Below are 17,814 nucleotides of genomic sequence, written 5' to 3' on the forward strand. Positions count from 1 at the left end.
TGGTTATATATATTTCTAAAGCTTTAATTATAATTTCTTTCTCATTAATTACTAACCCTTTATACCTTAGAAAGTTATTGAGCACATTTACTATTCTATCTCTAGGAACTTTATAATAAGATGATAAAACAAATATGACTTCCATTATAACCGCCTGCTCTAAGTAAGCCCTGGTCTTTCCTGACTTTACGCTTTGGAAAAACGTCTTTGCAATTTGATATTGTTCTTGGTTATCTGCAAGTAAGTAGCGTAGTATGAAATTTGTATCTATGATATTATATTTCTTATTCATCTTTTTTATATCCTTTAGTTTGAGCTTGCCATGATGAATCTCTCACTTGAGAAAAATCTTTATCTTCCTGTTTACTAAACTCACTTAATGCACCTGCTACATTAGTAACTGGAATAACATGTATTTCTTCATCTACTATCTCAAACATGATAGTATCTGTTTGCAGCTTGTCTCTAATGATCTTTGGGATAGTAACCTGTCCTGCTCTGGTAATTTTCATAACATCGTTAATTAGCATATTTTTATCCTTTTATTTTTGCATGCAACTTGGTTTACTAATAACAATAGTATAGCTATAGCTAATATGAAAGTTATATTTATACTAATAGTATATTTAATAATTAAAACACATAATATCTTATGTGACTTAAAGGTAAGCAGTTTTTAAATGAAGGGCAAACTGATAAATAAACAGTTTGGAACATGAGCAATACTAGGTTGAGTCACATAAGCTATATTATGTCACTCAACCTCTATCTTTATAAAATAGATAATATATTTTTTATACAAAGGCTTTTATAAATACTAATTTATAAATTACTATATTCATAATACTATAAATTATTTTGCTTTTGATATATACTTAAATACAACAGTTTTAGTTCTAAAAATACCGGGGTAATATATGGATAGAGTAATTAGAAAGATAACCAGCGGAAAACAAGTAACCCTACCTCCTGATTTCTGCGAAAAAAATGACCTTCAAGTAGGGGAGCTCGTTGCTATGCATTTAGATGATGGAAAATTGATAATAGAACCTTATAGAAATAGATCTAAAGCTTTAGAAAAACTTGAAGAATTATTTAAAACGTTACCCGGAGCTTTTGGTGAAGAAAGTGAAGAAAGTTTATTAGAAACTATTGATGAAGAAATAAGTGCTACTAGAAAAAAGCACTCCTCCCCTCAAAAAAAATATGAGAAGTCTAAATGAAAATAATTTTAGATTGCAATGTCATAATAGCTGCAGGTCTAACCGATGGAGTATGCAGACAGGTAATTTTTAAGATAATCAAAAATCATAAAAATTATGTTAGTGAGGAAATCTTAAAAGAATATATAGCAGTTATAAATAGAGACAAATTTAAAAAGCATCAAAGCTATTTACAAAAATTGCTGAAAATCATATGCGAGGTTTTAGAGTTAGCTCAAGTCTCGACTACTTCTCATAGATTTGAATTACCTGATATAGATGATGAAAAGTATCTCGCTTTAGCATGTTCAGTTAAAGCTGACTATTTGATTACAGGTAATTTAAAACATTTTCCTGATAAGAAATATATTTATACTAAAGTTATTTCTCCAGGTGAATTTCTAGCTCTCTAACTGAAAAGATGACTAACCTACTATAAGATTCATTTGAATCATGCAGGTTAAGAGAAATAATACATAGGAATCTAAATCAAGATTGATTCAGTTTAAGCCATCCCTCTATGATCTGTTTATTATTAGCAAATATTGTAGAATCAGGTGTAATTGCTACCTCTGTCCATTTAATACTATTATCTGGTTGTTTTTGTGCTTGTACCCATGTCCAATTTGCACCATTTTCTTTAGAAAGAGGAATAGAGGAAGTCAACGAACTACTACTAGTAATCATTGCACTAATAACTGGTGCTGTTAAAAATGTAATATACATATTTTTTAGGGTTTGTACATATTGATCAGGAGGAATACTTATTGTAGTGACAGGAAGTATGCCTATATTAGCATTAATAGGAACAGTTGGGTCTACAAGCATAGATATAATCTTTGCTGGTTGTTTACTTATTATAGAATATGGTTGCAATAATAAGTTCGTGCTCTTTTGAATATTATCACCCATAGTTTCAGAAGAATAGAAAGTAGAATAGTCTACGTCATCCCCTCCAGATACAAAATACCCAACTAGGCCATCCTGAAAATTTTGGTAGTCACCAAGCTGCACAGGGAAATTAACAGTTGTAAATTGGTTATTTGTTCTATTTAAAGGATTAGAGTTTAATATATCTGTTGATAATGCATCCCAACTTTCATTAACTGCACTTAATCCCTGTAATTGCAATTGAATAGAAGCTTGCACTAAAGCTAGCGGTTTGCCAAGTAAAGCTGGATTAGAAAAGAATTGCTCTTTGCTAACAATTTTAGTACATGTAGAGTCAATTACCTTAAATAAATTTGATAGATATTCAAATGGGTTGTCTACCCCATTGTAAATAGTTTTAGCTAAATTATATAACTCAGCATTCTTATTTAAAAAACAAGCGTCTAATGAGGTATCAAATGGATAAATACTTGGAGCGCTTCTCCAGATCGCTTTACTTTGGCCAACCTGTAACATTCCTATAGGAACTCCAGTTGCGTCATAAAACATGAGAGCGTTATTTATATTATTAATTAAAATCCATCCGCAAATTGGGTTAACAGCTGGAGATTTATTAGCTTCTGCTTCTTTACTATCTGTTGCAAGAAATTCAAATTGCAATCTGCATGGTTGTACTATTCTTGGATATAATGCTATATAATTACTTCCTTGCTGAACATAGGTATTTGCTGAACTTGGATATATTATTTTATTGTATGGTATATCTTTATAGCGACCAAAAGCATCTATGATTCTAAGCCTACTTATACAAGAAATACCATCTATAATTGGATTAAAAGAATCAATTGGCACCGGTGCGCTAATATTCTGATTCCCAACTGCTCTTTGAACAGTAGTATTAGTAAAAGGGTTATCAGTACTATCAAACGGGTCGTATACTTGTAGTTGCAAAGTTTGTTTGCTCATAATTAACGCTTTATTAAAACCATTAAGTATCTGGGCAAGAACTGTGGTTTGGCTTGTAGGGATTTTTTGAATCTTATCAACAGCTTGTTGTAGTTTGGTAGCATATGGGGAATCTGGATAATATTGTAAGTACTCATTAATTCTTTCACATAAATTATAAGTTGTATTAGGAGTCAAAGTAATGCAACCTCTATATGTCTCTTGTTGTCCAAAAATAGAGCTATTAACAGTCGTACTATAAGTCAACTCATTTGCATCTTGGTCAAAATTAAAATTATTAACTATGTGATTAGTATCATAGTTACCGTTTGCTTTTGCAAGAGGAATATAATAAGCCTCCCATTCTAAAGAAAGGGGTAACCAAGGAATTTGTCGCCAATCATTTATAGCAATACTTTCAGGAAGAACTTCCCCATTCTGTAGATTAGAACTTTGTGTTAAGATAATGGCTTCATTAATTAATGAATTAAAATCATTTAAAAATGGTAAATTAGAGTTAGATAAGTAACCCTGTACCTCACCAGTACTGACAACAATTTGACTAGAAACACGGCAAGATAAGATGCCATCAGCAGTAAAATTCCTTTCGCCTGCATAAGTCCAAGATTCATCTTGGTTTACCAATAAAATCGTAGGATCGATTGGGGAGTAGTATCTTGATGTAGGCGCTTGTTTCAGCTCAAGTGTATCATAATTACTTATTAAACCTTTTAAATTGTTTTGAAAGTTGTTAATTTTCTTTAGTAAATCATCTTTCTGGGTTGATAGAGTATTTAAGCTATTAGTTATTTCATTTGTGATAAAATTCTGTATATCTTGTGCTGAGGGTGCATTAGATGGAGGGTTACCATAACTAACTACCATATATTTATACCAATCAGAGAATATTTGGTATTGCAATGATTGAATTGAAAAGGTTAGCCTATCATATGATTGTTGTAATATATTTATTTGGTTTAATGGATCAGCTAATTCTAATGGTATATTAATATCATTACCTGTATTTTCCTTACCTGGAACAATCGTCCAGATTATACTACCGCTATGTTGGCTAAAGCGCTTTAAATGCAATTTATAGTCTAGCTCGGTAAGATTTGGGCTATTATTTTTAAGTAAACCAAGTTGTAATGCATTAAATAGGTCTTCTACAATTGTTCTGTTATCACTTGCATATGTTTCTGAAATAAAAGCTGATAGAGCTTCTATGCTACTCTCAGCAAATACCACAGTTGCATTTGCTGAAGAGATATCTAAATAGGTAGAATTAGTATTAGTAGCATTCCATGCTACATTTTTTACAAATCCGCTATAAAGTGAATTAGCATTTGCTATATCAAACTCTGCATTATTAGCTATAGACCAACTATTATCAGCTAACCATTGCTCTACTAGTTCGTCTAAACCTTTTCCATTAGATATAGTGCGTAAAAAATCATTTTTTGAATTACTATACCACCCTATTACCAAATATGTACAATTCACCGTCTCAGAAGGTAGATCACTTACATCATCATAAAGACCAAAAATAGAACGGCAGTTCTGATAACAACTAGCAAAATTAACTGCACCATAGCCTAAAGCAGTAAAGTTACTATAATATTGACCACTACTATTTTCCTGCCAATTCGAAGTATCATAAACTGCCCCTAGATAGTTATATGGTTGCGTATTAGTCTGCCCATAATTCACCGGCACTGTGATATAACTACTGTTGTTTTGATTGGTTGATAAAGCATCACTCTCTATTATCCAGCTTTTTATAGTTAAGGGATTATTACTATTATCAAATGGTATACGCACAACCAACCATCTATTAGGTACTAAAGGAAACTTGAGATTATCTTGCGCCTCTCCGTTAGTCAAAGCGTCAGGTAGTGCCCAATGCAAATGTATCCCTTGCTCTAAGCTTGTTTGATCATCCTCAAAGGGATTAGTCAGTATATTTTCACTAATATTTGCTTTATAATTCTGCCAACCTCCGCTTGAATCTACATATGGTAGTTGTGAAAAGTCAGCTTCTCTTTTAATAAATGCATTTTGTGTGGAATCTTCACTTCCAACGCATAATGCCTGTATATTAATTGGTACAATTAGATTATCTATTTGTGTTTCCTTCATTAATTTCTACTTTATTATATATTTATATCATTTGTATTATTAATCCCAAATAACCCAAAATCTTGCGGTAGTAGTGAATTAAAAGGTACTTCTATTTTATCATACGAAGGATTTGGGCTATTATATTGATTTGACATAAATTGGTTTACACCAGAAAAAATATAAACTGCACTATCTGAAGCTACTCCTATATCGATGCTATTATCACCATTAATGTCTCCAAGATAAGATACTAACTGACCAAAATCTTCAATATTGGTAATTATACTAAATCCTTCTACATTACTAAGTCGAGTAAGATCAATAGATGTAGGCGAATTTTTACTACCATACACCACATAAGCTGCTTCATATTTTGAATTACCTATAACAATATCATCAATGCCATCTGCATTTATATCTCCAGCATTACTGACTGAAATTAAATATGAAAGATCCCCTCCTAGTAAAGGAAATCCATTAGATCCATTTAGGTTGTTTACATTAATAGTTGCACCTAATGAAGCACCCCCGTATATTACATAAGCAACTGGATATGGAGGGTTGTAGTAAGGCGCATACCGAGCATACAGAGTGGATAGAACCATATCGTCAATGCCATCATCATTAAAATCCCCTGCACTACTTACAACAGTTCCAAATTCATATGGGTGCCCTGTGGTACCCCCAGGCAACCCTGTAATGGAAAAACCATTAGAACCATCTAGCTTACTAACATTTATAGTCGAAGGGATTAATTTACTACCATAAATAACATAAGCTGAATCTTTACATCCAATAATTATATCCTTTATTTTATCTCCATTCACATCCCCTGCACTTCTAAGAAACAAGCCCATATTTTCGTCGCCTATTATTGAAAAACCATTAGAACCATTTAAGTTCTTTACATCTATAGCCGACCCGATTGATTTACTACCATAAATAACATAAGCTACTCCAAAATAACCACAGACTAGAATATCGTCAATACCATCAGCATTTATATCTCCAATATAACCAGCCATCCCAGCAGAATGTTGAATATCACCATGCATAAGTATAGCGAAGCCATTGTTTCCATTTATATCAGCTACATCTAGACTTTCTATATATTGGTTTCCATATATAATATATGCATTTGTACCACTAAGTACAAGATCAGATATACCGTCAGCATTTATATCTCCTGCATAACTTGTAGAGGGTGCCATTAAAAAATTATTATTTTCGTTTTCTTGATTTGCAATAGTCAAACCACTAGAACAATGCTTAGCAGATTGACTTAGACTAGAATTTATAGGAAATGCTTTTTTACCAAATATTACCTGATTAAAAATTCCTATATCATCAATACCATCAGCATTTACATCTCCAGCATAATTAAGACCATAAAGGGGAAAAACAAAGGAAGCAGTAATAGTTTTACACTGATTTATATAAAAGGTTTCTACACTTTTAGAGAAACTTGCATTTAACGGCACCAAATAATATGTATATTGGTTACTTAATGAGTAAATATCATTTATATTAATAGTTATAGAACCTTTTTGATTACATACATTTTCTGCGCAAAGATCTAGGAATATTTTTTGAGAAGCTTCACCTATTACTGAATTAATTTCTAAATACCATCTTTGAGCTCCATATAAATAATAATTAAATATTACAACTTGATCTTGAGTTGATAGCAGTGAGCAAGAGTTATAATAAAGCTTGCTAGTATTAAAAGAGACAATAGTAGGTTGAGGAGTGTTTTTGCTAATAGGTAACGCAAAACTGCCGTCATTATATCCCGGAATACTAAAATAACTTATGTACATACTAGTTAGCCCAGTTTGATAGTTAGCAATTATATTATCAAGAATAAAGGTAGATATTGAATTTATACCAATACCTAAAATTGTATATGGGTTTTGTGGAGTTATCTTCCAATTACCTAATTGATTATCAAAGCTTATATCCCATGCCCCATAACTTTCTTCTTCATGAGTAAGGCTAATCTCGTTAATTAAATCTTGTGTATTTAATGCTCCATATGAATAATCATCTGTTGAAGCTACAAATGAAACAGTAAAATAAGAGTTACTCGTACCATTTATTGGTTGCTGTTTGTTGGAATTTTGTAAGCTAAAAACTAACCTATTTGGTATATCTGAATTATAATTATTTTCATTGCTAATATAAATTGCCTGGGAGGAACCATCTCTACCTCCTCCATCTGCAGAGACAAAGTCTATATTCATAGTGCTTTGTAAGTATGGTTGATTATTGTTTGGCGGGTAACTTATACTTATTCCTGATGAGATACTAACTGTTTCTGATTGTTCATCCATAAATGTAAATGATATGGTATATCTACCATGGCCAGTGGTACTTGAATAACAATCTATGTTGGTCAAACCCAGCTGTAATGTAGTATTAGAATCAATATTTATTTGGTTAATCGCAGAGATTGTAATATTAGGAGAATATTGAGAAATAGCTGTAGCAGTTAATTGGTAACCATTATTTAATACATTAATACTATTTAAATTTAATAGTTGTACATTTTGTAAACTAAGTGAAGCATGATTATAGGATAAAGTATTAGGGCAATTGTTAGTAATTTGTAAAGATAACTGATTAGCTTGGGTATTACAATTTTGGCCAGTATTATCAGGACAATTTATATATATAACTGCTTCTTGATCTTGATTAGTAATCCCTAAGTTTATGCAACTTGCGTCTGATGTTCTCATACTTAATCTCCTATTTTTTATTTATCTTGTTGAGTTTAGCCATGTCTACTCCTGTTACCATTTGCATAGCAAATTCAGCTGAAGTAAATAATGATACTGAAAGTTTATCTGCTATATTTTGCGCTAGCATTGTTACGTTTAAAACATTAGTACTAGAATCTCTATAATAACTAGTGTCTAGAGTTATTGTATTTCCATTCTGTTGCTCACCTTGAGCATTCCGTAATGTTTTATTAAATGGTATATCTGTGGAGTCAAAACCAAAATGTAGAGTCTCTGGTGGATTGTGAATTTGGATATAGCTTACCTCACCCGCAAATAAGCATAATAATATATCAGGTGAAATATGATTTAGCCTTAAAAGCATCAAATCTTGATTATTTTCATCTTGTCCATTGATCTCTAAACCAGGCCATTGACTTACAGCTACTGAACGCAATAAAAACCCCGTTATTGTTCGTGTAATACCTTCAGTACCTGTGTTATTAGGCGTCTCAATACCAAATGATTTTTTTCTAAGGTTATAAGCTTTTACTTTTGATTGCTCATCTATCTGCCCTTTTAGCACTTCAGAATATGTAAGGTCACCTTCTGTTGTATTACCTATACTATAAGCACCATCTATTAATGCTGATATCCAATTATTATCTAAATAAAAGAATTTTATAGATTCAACTGGTAACATACCTTCATTATATACCAAATGCTCAAAAGGTATCCCATATAAAAGCCTTAATTTACTGAGCCATATTATTATCTTTTCAGAAGCTGGGGGGGTATTATTGACATAATTTTTTAGTAGATCTTTATTTTTTATTATCTGTGTATACTTTGCAGCCTTTCTATCCTTAATGTTTCTTAAGGTATTTGTTTTTTTAGGTTTAGTATTTTTTAGAGTCATACCTAATCCCTTAACTTAATTGATTTAGTATATTTTTCAATTATATTTGCCACATTACTAATCATATCTTCCCTAAGTTGTTTCGGTTGAGTAGCCAAAGTTGTTGAACCAAGTACTTCTTGCAGTACTTCATTCTCTACAGCTTGGATTACTGCCTGCTGATTTCCCTGCTTCCATTTATATAAGTTTTCGGCAAAGTTTTTATTCTGAATAGCCAATAAAAAGCCCAGTTGAAAAGCCACTGAATATGATACATCAAACATTGAAGTTGTAATATTATTTCCTTCTACAACAGCGTTGGGTACATATCGAAGAAAACTATCAGGATTGCTATTCATTAAACTTATTATATTATTGGCTACTTTGTATGGTACTAACGGTCCGCGATACCAAGCGAGATTAGTGTCTCCACCACGCATATTATATGAGCTAACATTATATCCCATAGCATATGCATTGTTTACTATCTGATTTGTTGTTGCATCACTACCGGTTACTGCAGGCATGCACAAATTAATTCCTTCGCTATAGTTATTGTTTAAAGCTCCTATTATGTCGCTTAAAGTTCTTGATTCCTCCATTATAGTGCAGGTCCAATTATGCAAACTAACTAATCTTATATATTGGTATTGGCTGTCGATATTCGAACTACCATCTACGTTAGGTAAGTATTCCCCCATGTTTTCAAGTGATACTAAATGAATGGTATAACTACCAGGCGTAGCTAAAATTCTATTACCTATAATTACAGAAAAAAAATTCGTAGTAGGTAAAGACCCTTCCTCGAAGCTATCGACTTTTTTAATATTTAAATAATTTGAAGATTTTTTAGTTACATTAACCTCTCGAACATGTGTTAAATAGTCAATATCAGATATGGTAGGAGCAATTTGATTAAATAAATTAATATCAATATCAATTACTTCACAAGTATCTGAACCTTGTTCATCAGCTTCAAGAGTAAAGCTATAAAACAATATCGTTGACGGTGAACCAGCTGGTAATTGATCCGTACTAAAATTATTTAATTCTACGTTTTTAATCAATGGTGCTTCAGAAGATAAAAACACCAACAATGCTAACCATGGTGAATTACTGCCTTTCACAGGACTTCTTACCCATGGATAATATTTATTCATAAGCACAACATGTGGTATACAATTGCCATATTGACCAGAGCTCATATTCTGCGGAAATACTGTATAAAGGTTATTAAGATTAAATCTTTCCCCTTTTAATAAAAATTGATTTGTTGTTTTAACACTACCTTGTACTGATCCTCCTTCCCCTATACCATCTGTATCCTGAGATAGGCTAATTGTATATGATCCTGCTTTCAAAGCAGGGATATAATTGTTAATAAAAGTGACTTCTATATTATTTGCATTTAACTTTAGTTTAGTCATTAGCACTCCCTTCCATCTGTTTCTCTTCTCCTAGATAACAAAGCCTCGGATTATAGGAGAAATAATTATTATTAAGGTTATTTGTTAATGGCTGTACATTAATAGCGGTAGGAATTAATAATAAGGCAATAAGCGAATTCCTAAAATCTTCATCAGTATTAGTGCTAGCTATTTGATCTAAACTTTGGTGTTGATCGAATGGATCTGACGTTGGGGCATCATTTGTTTCAAATGTAATAACATTACCTTGCCAATTAACCGTATACATTAAATAACTTAGTGGTATAGCTAATGTTGCATCAGGCGTTTGTGGTTTAGTCGTTATTGTTACACCAGATAATACATTGCTTATAGTCGTCTCTGGACTTAATGCCTCACTATTAAGCTGAGATTCATTAATATTTTCCCATAACGATTTAGGGGCATTTATAGTGATTGGCTCTATATCTAAAGTATCAATATCTATATTAGGGTTATCTGGGCTAGAAATAGTTATGGTATGTTGAGAAGTAAAGTTACTAACTTGAACCAACCCAACTCCAAAATCCTGATTAGTTGACCATTCTTTAGAAGTACCATTTAAAGATATCGTTTTGCTTGGTATTGCAGAACTCGTAACAATTTCAAAATCATTTTGATCAATTACCCAAATGCTTGCAGCTTGCCCATTTTGCTCTACATCTAATGTACTTAACAATCCATTACCTACTGTAATTGTACAGATTTGCTGTGGTAAAAAAGTAGAGCAAAAATTATCCCATGTTATTGGATATGTAGATTGTTGCGGTTGCGAACCAAAATTAATTGTAAATGATATTATAAATAATTTTATTTTAGCCTTACCATTAAATTCTGGACCCCATAAACTTAGATCTACTCCTACATCAATATTAATTGATGTATTTACAAATATTATACTAAGCCCAACACTTACTCCTACATCAATAATTGCATTAATATTATAACAATAAGGACTCCAACTAATAATAATATCTGTATTTAAATCAAACCATGCTCTTATATCACCACTAACCCATAGAGCTTTCATCTCTCCGCCTGCCATCATACAAACAGGAGTTATGGCACCATAAATTTTGCCTTGTAATGATAAATTACTATCTACTTGCCAGTTAACTCCTAATCTAGGTATATCTGGATACCATGTCGGCTTGTTAAAAGCTGGGTGATACCCTCCTAATGTTATAACAAAATCTCCTGCATGTTCATTAGGTGCAAACCATAAATAAAATGCGAACCCTCCTGTAAGGTGACAGCTTGGTGCTAAAATATAAGAAGTAGAGGTAAGTTGGGCTGCAATTTCAAAAATACCCGTGCTAGGTGTTATAGTAGTTTCTAATTGGAGAATAGCTTGAGCTATTGGCATTGGATCACCTTTAGGTATAACTGCTTTAGATAATCCTATAAGGCCTATTTCAAGATCAACCCCAAATGTTACACATACCAATGCCACTGAATTTAACATTTCATATGAAGTAAAAGTGACTCCTGCCGCTGCCCAATATTGCCCCTGATCTACAGGCATATATGCTTCCATCTGATTTAATGCAGTCTGAAAATTATTATTTTTCGATGGACTCATTGCAGCTGTAACTAGTGGATATGTGTAAACATTATTTATAGATGGTAAAATTAGATTCCGGTTATACCCGAATCCCAATGCTCCTCCTGTAATAAAAAATGCTGGAATTCCTCCTAATGGTACATCAACTACTCCATACATAAACATTGAAGAAGTGTCATCTTGTTCTTGAACATATGAGCCAAGAATGCTTAAACCAAAGGGACCAATTTTTGCAATTACTTCTCCATCAAATTGGTATTTATAACTATTTTGGGGAGGATTGATAATCAAAAGCTGACCACTCAAAGTGAATATATCTGAGTTTAATGCTATGCCTAGGCCATTTAAATTAAACTTTGGTATTGAGGTAGGATCGGATATATTTATTCCTAGTCCTAACTCTAAAAGATTAATAGCTAAATCTGGTACGTTTAATGATCCATCCAAAAGTAAATATAGATATCCATTACTATAATTTAATCCAATCCTTTGTAATGTAATTGGACCTAAACTTTTTTGTACTGGTATCCATGTGCCTTGACTCTGTACGGCGGGACTTGACGTTGAACTCATAAGTTCATTGTGTTGTATGCTTAAAACTTGAACTTCTTGTGGTTGGTTTTGTTGGGTATCTGTTGATATGCTAAAGTCCTCAGTTTTACCTGCTAAGATTAGACCTCCTTCAATCGATAAACCTTGAGCTATTGCCCTACTATTTAAAATAGTCGGATTAGTAGCATATGTTATATCAATATCTTTAATTGATAAGTCGTTACTTGAAATTTCTGGGCCTACCAATGGCAAGCTACTTATTAGATTATCAAGAGTTGGTACAATGACCTGGAATACATATGCTTGGGTACCGTTAGCTGAAAACGTCTCAAAGGTTGCGGTACCATAGTTTACAGATGTAGCGTTGAGTAAGACTTGGCTTTTAGAGTAATCATAACTAAAGTTTATACCACTAAGAGACAAATCCAGATTACTTGGAATTACTGGTATATCAAGCCCGAATGCCCCAGCTATATCATTAAACCCTAGGTAATCTTGAGATTGCGCTTGCCAAGCAGCTTGCAAATCAAATGTAGTATTGCTATTGCCAGTACTTCCAAAATCCAATGTTACGGTAAAATTCTGTCCTCCGATTCCTAAAAATCCGGATAAATCAACTGCATACCTATTTTCATTATTTACATTGGAATAATTTACATTAATGTTTAACGAAGAGAGTATAGGTTCATTTAATATTATAAAATTATCATTTAATTGACCAACCAAACTATAAGCGTAACTATCAGATACTTGATTTATTGAAACTCCAAAATTTAAGAACTGTAAATTAGAAAGTTCATCTGGTAATTCGATTCCTTGCCCAAACAAGCCTTGAATTATGTTATTTAAACTCACAGATCCAAAATACTGGCCAGTAATACTACTGACATCCCACCCTTGAGAAGAATTTTCTGTTAGATTTACAGTAAAATCAAAAGTACCATCAAAAATATCAGGATTATTATTAAGTAACGAACAATTAGCATCTAAATATACTATTACAAAACTATTAGCAGTATCAAATGGATTGTAGTAATTTAACGATAATGCTACATCATTTAAAGTTACTTCGTCAGGTATGATAGTCCAAGATTTTGCAATACCAATCGAAAAATATATATAACTTATTTGCGGTGAAGAAGATAAGCTTAAAGTAATTGCGAATTCATTAAGTCCAACTTCACTAAGACTATAATTTAGTACACTGGGTATAAAGCTTTCAAACTTACTGCCACCTGGCAGTGCAGCTATAATATCAGCAGCACTAAAGGTAGTACCAGGTTGAGGAATTGCACTGAATGACAATAATTCATTATCCGGGTCTATAGTAACCTCAAACTCAAGAATAGAATTTGAGCCTGGTGCTGTAGACTGCATAGTCGCAATTAAGCCCAAACCGATTTCTTGAATACCTAAATCAGTAGGTATTGTAATTTCTATAACTAATTGAGTATTGCCAAGAGTTAAGCTACTAGTTCCAGTAGGAATTTTAAGAGAATTATTGCCAAGGCTAGCTGCCAGGCTCATAACAGGGTAAGGATACTTATTATTAAATGCAATTGGTCCATTTAATTTTAAAGCTGGCTGTACATCTGTATAGTTTAGTATTTTTAAAACGTTTGCTAAAAAACCACTTAGCTCTAGCCAACCAGCAAAATTTAATCCTGGTTTAAGATTTATTTTATCATTAGGATGATCGTTGCTCCATGTAACAGGAGTATAATTATCTTCAATAGTAGTGGTATATATAAAACAAGGATCAGATTGCTGTATAGCTGTAAATGGATACATATTCAATTGAGGGAAGCTTTGTAGAAATGTCCATGAAGAGTTAAGAGATGCGCAAATAATTATTTGTAAATTATTACTAGTATCCAAACTGAAAATTAAATTCATTACTACACTAGTAACCCCATATATATCTGACTTACCATTTGAAATTGTAAAACTATTATTCTGAATTGATGAAATATTATCTGGTGTAATATCATACACAATAAATTGTGTACCAGTTGAAATTAAAAAAGCATTTTGTATAGCTGCAAAACCATCTACAGGAAGATACGAAGCAACATCATCAAGAACAATACTATTATTATTTTGTGCTTCTTGAGTAAAGTTCGTCAATAATGTATCTAATATGGTCATAACTTTTCTATTATAAAAGTTTTACTTATAAGTGAAGATATATAAACCAATTTTTGCTTCAACTTTATGGTCAATAAAAATCTTACCCATTTTATTAATATCTGCTCAATCATTAGGTTGGATATCATATTTTGTTTATTTAAATTATTTAAATGCGTACTATCTTCTATAGCTGCAAGACTATTTGTAGGGGTATTATTTACAGGGAATCCACTCGCCAAGGCACCGCCATCCATAATCCACTCTCTCCTCAATATTTATATCAGTAAGCTTTATATATTTTTTGGCTAATGCGAGTATCCATTATAAATTAGAATAGTACTTGCTACTATATTAAAAAAATCTTTTATAGGTTAGGTATCATCCTAATTATTAAGATAATTAATTATTAAAATAATTATAAATAATTATTTACAATTCATAAAACATTTATATTAATTCACTATATTATTATTGTTAATTTAAAAGGTTATCATTAAATAAAATAATAAGAATATGGCTATCTATTTGTTTTATTGTTTATTTCTTTTATTGCTATTAGATGGTATGGACTAGTACCATCAAGTTGTTGTTTAGAGTGTAAAAATGATATAAGGGAGGTAATCTGATATAGAGCTAAGTATAGCCAGTAGGTATAAGAGTTACTGGTTTCCTAGCTATACAGTATTGTGTTACTATAGGCTATTTATAAGTAGAGAGTTTATTACAATATAAAAGGGTAATAGTAAGCTATGAAAGTATATGTAGTTAGGTTAAGAGCTTTGGTAAAGTGTATGCTGGAATGAAAGGTGGGGTAAGTTAAGATTGGTATTTTGATGAGTAATGTATAGTTAATTAATGATTGGAAGTATTGGCTATGGGATGGCAATTAACCAGGATTGTTATAAATTAGATATAATATTATAACCACGCAGAAACACTAAAGCAGCAGTAAGAAATAATTAACATATATTTTTAAATTTTTTTTAAGAGTATTGCTCATTACCTGAAATAATAGTGTTGTTTGTATATATGAGATGTAGGTTTTAGCTCAGTTACAGAGGACTAAAGGAGATGGTAATAATAGGATAGACCATGCCACAATACACAAAGGTGGTTATAAAATTTGTAAAATTAATAAACATTAGGGTAAGGAAGCATAAGAAGGCTGTAGGCAATAATTGGAGGATGGATGAAGCTATAAATGGTAGCTGGATGTACTTATATAGAGCAGTAGACTCTATAGATAATATTATAAATTTTAAAAATATAGTGATACTACTGCAGCTAAAGCATTTTTTTCATAAAGCAATGAGGCATAATGGGCGCTCTCAGAAAGTCACTATTAATAAAAGTGGTAATAATACTTCTGCTCTAAACAGCCTAAGTAAAGAATTGTCCTAAGATAAGCAAATTGAGATAAGGCAGACAAAATATTAAAATAATATGATTGAACAAGATCATAAAATTATCAATAAACGCAGCAATCTAATGCTAGATTTTAAGAGTATTCACTCTGATAAAAATATTATCGGCATAAAATGCATCTCTTTAATTTAAAAAGGCCAAATAATTGGTACCAGCCATAATACTACCACTTTCAATAACTTTAAAATGCTGAAAGACTAGCGTACATAATTCAAGCTTGCTTAATCATATATCCCTTAATTAAAAATGCGGTATAGCCTAGAATAGTCATATTTATGCTAAGGTATCTGTTTAAAACCTACTTCATAATTATCCGCAAAAAGTGCATCTATGGCTTTGTTAACACCAGAAGCGGACTTGATCCACGCCACTAATATCTGTTCTATAATTTGGCAAGATACTGTGTTTTTATTGTCGGTAAATTGCTTGGGTTGACTAGCTATAATACTCTCAATAGGGAACGGTTTAGGACTAGACATACCTGAGTTACTAATTTCATAATTTTTTTCCCTTGCATATAAAATTTCCTTTATTTTTAAAATTAATTCAGCTACGTCAATATTCTCTGAGGTTCCTGGTTTATTTTTCTTTACAGGTGGTGGGTCTAATAAAGCCGTTAGTTTTATAACTTTTAAATTACTATATATCTTATAAGCAAATCCCTTCTTTCCTAAATATTCGCCAAAGCTTATATCTTCATTAGAAGCTACAAAATAAGGATTAAAGTTTATATTTCTGTTCTGATTAGCATCCTTTATATAGTTTATATTCCACAATACTGCCTGCTGAAGTATCCCTGTCGTATAGGGAGTACCTAGCGCTCCTGGAACTATATCCTTCGGGGCACATGGAGCGACTGAGGTACATCCAGCAAACCCAATGGCACTTGTAATGTCATCCATCTGAGCTTCTACTATTGCAAGGCTTTCAGGAAATTGGTTAATATGCAATACGTTATCATCCATAAGCCAAGCTCTCGGACAATTTGATGCTTTAAGAAATTTTATAGCAGCAACTCTACTGGCACCAAAACCTGCCATCGATCCAACCCCATTGATATTACTTTTCCACCTCCAGCCTACCAGCATGATTCTCCCCGGGTTAGCTTGATTGCCCTCGGAAATTAAAAAATCATTTAATGCATTTTTATACTTATTAAATTCAACTCCGCTTACTACAATTATTAAATTGCGACCACTTCGTAAAGGATCATAAAATAAGCCTGGGTAATTATCTTTAAAAGGCTTTGGATCGATCAATAAATTTTGTGATGGAGAATCGGGATTATCAAAGTAGGTCACCCAATATTGAAATTGCGCAAGCATTTTTTTTATAAAACCTGATCTATTGCTTGAGATTATAACTACTGGAGGTAGTACATTTCCATTAACTTGTTGATTAACAAAATTAATGCGCCCTTCATTTGATAACCTCGTTATAAATTCAATCTTCTTATTTAATTGAAATGAGTCCATTCTTTTGGTATAAATATTTTCATATACTCCAGAACCTCCATCAATTTTAATTGAGTTGCCTTCAAGAGGAGAATATTTTGAAGTTACTGTAGTCATCCCATAGTTAGTATTAAAATTTGCACTTACTTGTATATCTTCACCACTGTTATTTATCATTTAATTTGCCTCTATTATACCTTGCGGTAGGTTGAACTGATAAATTATCAAATTATATTATTGTGTTAATCAACAAATTATATGTTTTGTCATTTTAGCTTAGTTATCAACTATAATGGTTTTAAATATATAAAAGATTAATATTTCTTTTTATTAGTTATTAACCTGAACTTCATAAAATATTTACTATACTAAATATTAATAAAATATTACAAGCAATGAGAATTATTTTAATAATATGAAATTTAAGTTAAACTTAATTAATCACTTTACCTAACAGGTAGAAAAAT

11 protein-coding genes and 1 pseudogene are annotated in these 17,814 nt (G+C 31.9%); 3 read left to right on the forward strand and 9 right to left on the reverse strand.

What is annotated here, in order from left to right:
• Together NF27_RS02700 and NF27_RS02705 are read right to left on the reverse strand one after the other, a co-directional pair.
• Window positions 1-292, reverse strand: a 292-nt coding sequence (locus NF27_RS02700; protein WP_039455541.1) for a PIN domain-containing protein, incomplete at its 3' end; no start/stop codon positions are given.
• Window positions 285-530, reverse strand: coding sequence for an AbrB/MazE/SpoVT family DNA-binding domain-containing protein (locus NF27_RS02705; RefSeq protein ID WP_039455535.1), 246 nt, complete (start codon window positions 528-530; stop codon window positions 285-287). The genes NF27_RS02700 and NF27_RS02705, both read right to left, overlap by 8 nt.
• A gap of 387 nt (window positions 531-917) precedes the next feature.
• On the opposite strand from NF27_RS02705, the gene NF27_RS02710 reads away from it, so the two are divergent.
• Together NF27_RS02710 and NF27_RS02715 are read left to right on the forward strand one after the other, a co-directional pair.
• Window positions 918-1,223, forward strand: coding sequence for an AbrB/MazE/SpoVT family DNA-binding domain-containing protein (locus NF27_RS02710; protein WP_039455543.1), 306 nt, complete (start codon window positions 918-920; stop codon window positions 1,221-1,223).
• On the forward strand, window positions 1,220-1,615 hold the full coding sequence (locus tag NF27_RS02715) for a putative toxin-antitoxin system toxin component, PIN family (protein WP_039455544.1): 396 nt from the start codon (window positions 1,220-1,222) through the stop codon (window positions 1,613-1,615). Before NF27_RS02710 ends, NF27_RS02715 begins: the two co-directional genes overlap by 4 nt.
• Before the next feature lie 76 nt (window positions 1,616-1,691).
• Here NF27_RS02715 and NF27_RS02720 read toward each other — a convergent pair whose 3' ends face one another.
• Genes NF27_RS02720 through NF27_RS02745 form a run of 6 tightly spaced genes read right to left on the reverse strand, consistent with a single transcriptional unit; the run spans window position 1,692 to window position 14,722 of the window.
• A complete protein-coding gene (locus NF27_RS02720) occupies window positions 1,692-5,177 on the reverse strand; it encodes a hypothetical protein (RefSeq protein ID WP_039455546.1) in 3,486 nt (1,161 codons plus the stop codon).
• A gap of 14 nt (window positions 5,178-5,191) precedes the next feature.
• A complete protein-coding gene (locus NF27_RS02725; RefSeq protein ID WP_039455548.1) occupies window positions 5,192-7,897 on the reverse strand; it encodes an FG-GAP repeat domain-containing protein in 2,706 nt (901 codons plus the stop codon).
• A gap of 10 nt (window positions 7,898-7,907) precedes the next feature.
• The gene (locus NF27_RS02730; protein WP_053332522.1) at window positions 7,908-8,798 is read right to left on the reverse strand and encodes a hypothetical protein; all 891 of its coding nucleotides are present in this window, start codon (window positions 8,796-8,798) and stop codon (window positions 7,908-7,910) included.
• Window positions 8,799-8,800: 2 nt separating this feature from the next.
• Window positions 8,801-10,204 carry a hypothetical protein gene (locus tag NF27_RS02735; RefSeq protein ID WP_039455551.1) on the reverse strand — a complete coding sequence of 468 codons (1,404 nt, stop codon included), beginning with the start codon at window positions 10,202-10,204 and terminating at the stop codon, window positions 8,801-8,803.
• On the reverse strand, window positions 10,197-14,486 hold the full coding sequence (locus NF27_RS02740; RefSeq protein WP_039455552.1) for a DUF6603 domain-containing protein: 4,290 nt from the start codon (window positions 14,484-14,486) through the stop codon (window positions 10,197-10,199). The genes NF27_RS02735 and NF27_RS02740 overlap by 8 nt, the downstream gene beginning before the upstream one ends.
• Complete coding sequence (locus NF27_RS02745; RefSeq protein WP_039455553.1) at window positions 14,483-14,722, reverse strand: hypothetical protein; 240 nt, start codon at window positions 14,720-14,722, stop codon at window positions 14,483-14,485. The genes NF27_RS02740 and NF27_RS02745 overlap by 4 nt, the downstream gene beginning before the upstream one ends.
• 754 nt (window positions 14,723-15,476) lie before the next feature.
• On the opposite strand from NF27_RS02745, the pseudogene NF27_RS13260 reads away from it, so the two are divergent.
• Window positions 15,477-16,094 (forward strand): annotated as a pseudogene (locus NF27_RS13260) (DDE-type integrase/transposase/recombinase).
• 77 nt (window positions 16,095-16,171) lie between these two features.
• Here the strand turns inward: NF27_RS13260 and NF27_RS02755 are convergent.
• Entirely contained in the window at window positions 16,172-17,524 is a 1,353-nt protein-coding gene (locus NF27_RS02755; RefSeq protein ID WP_039455554.1) for a hypothetical protein, read from the reverse strand.
• Window positions 17,525-17,814 lie beyond the last annotated feature (290 nt).

Origin of the sequence: Candidatus Jidaibacter acanthamoeba (genome assembly GCF_000815465.1) — a bacterium.
In the GTDB taxonomy this organism is placed as follows: Bacteria; Pseudomonadota; Alphaproteobacteria; order Rickettsiales; family Midichloriaceae; genus Jidaibacter; species Jidaibacter acanthamoebae.

What these genes read in the sequence shown, in the direction of transcription:
- NF27_RS02705 (WP_039455535.1), bottom strand. Translation starts at nt 530, where the DNA reads ATGCTAATTAACGATGTTATGAAAATTACCAGAGCAGGACAGGTTACT.
- NF27_RS02710 (WP_039455543.1), top strand. Translation starts at nt 918, where the DNA reads ATGGATAGAGTAATTAGAAAGATAACCAGCGGAAAACAAGTAACCCTA.
- NF27_RS02715 (WP_039455544.1), top strand. Translation starts at nt 1,220, where the DNA reads ATGAAAATAATTTTAGATTGCAATGTCATAATAGCTGCAGGTCTAACC.
- NF27_RS02720 (WP_039455546.1), bottom strand. Translation starts at nt 5,177, where the DNA reads ATGAAGGAAACACAAATAGATAATCTAATTGTACCAATTAATATACAG.
- NF27_RS02725 (WP_039455548.1), bottom strand. Translation starts at nt 7,897, where the DNA reads ATGAGAACATCAGACGCAAGTTGCATAAACTTAGGGATTACTAATCAA.
- NF27_RS02730 (WP_053332522.1), bottom strand. Translation starts at nt 8,798, where the DNA reads ATGACTCTAAAAAATACTAAACCTAAAAAAACAAATACCTTAAGAAAC.
- NF27_RS02735 (WP_039455551.1), bottom strand. Translation starts at nt 10,204, where the DNA reads ATGACTAAACTAAAGTTAAATGCAAATAATATAGAAGTCACTTTTATT.
- NF27_RS02740 (WP_039455552.1), bottom strand. Translation starts at nt 14,486, where the DNA reads ATGACCATATTAGATACATTATTGACGAACTTTACTCAAGAAGCACAA.
- NF27_RS02745 (WP_039455553.1), bottom strand. Translation starts at nt 14,722, where the DNA reads ATGGATGGCGGTGCCTTGGCGAGTGGATTCCCTGTAAATAATACCCCT.
- NF27_RS02755 (WP_039455554.1), bottom strand. Translation starts at nt 17,524, where the DNA reads ATGATAAATAACAGTGGTGAAGATATACAAGTAAGTGCAAATTTTAAT.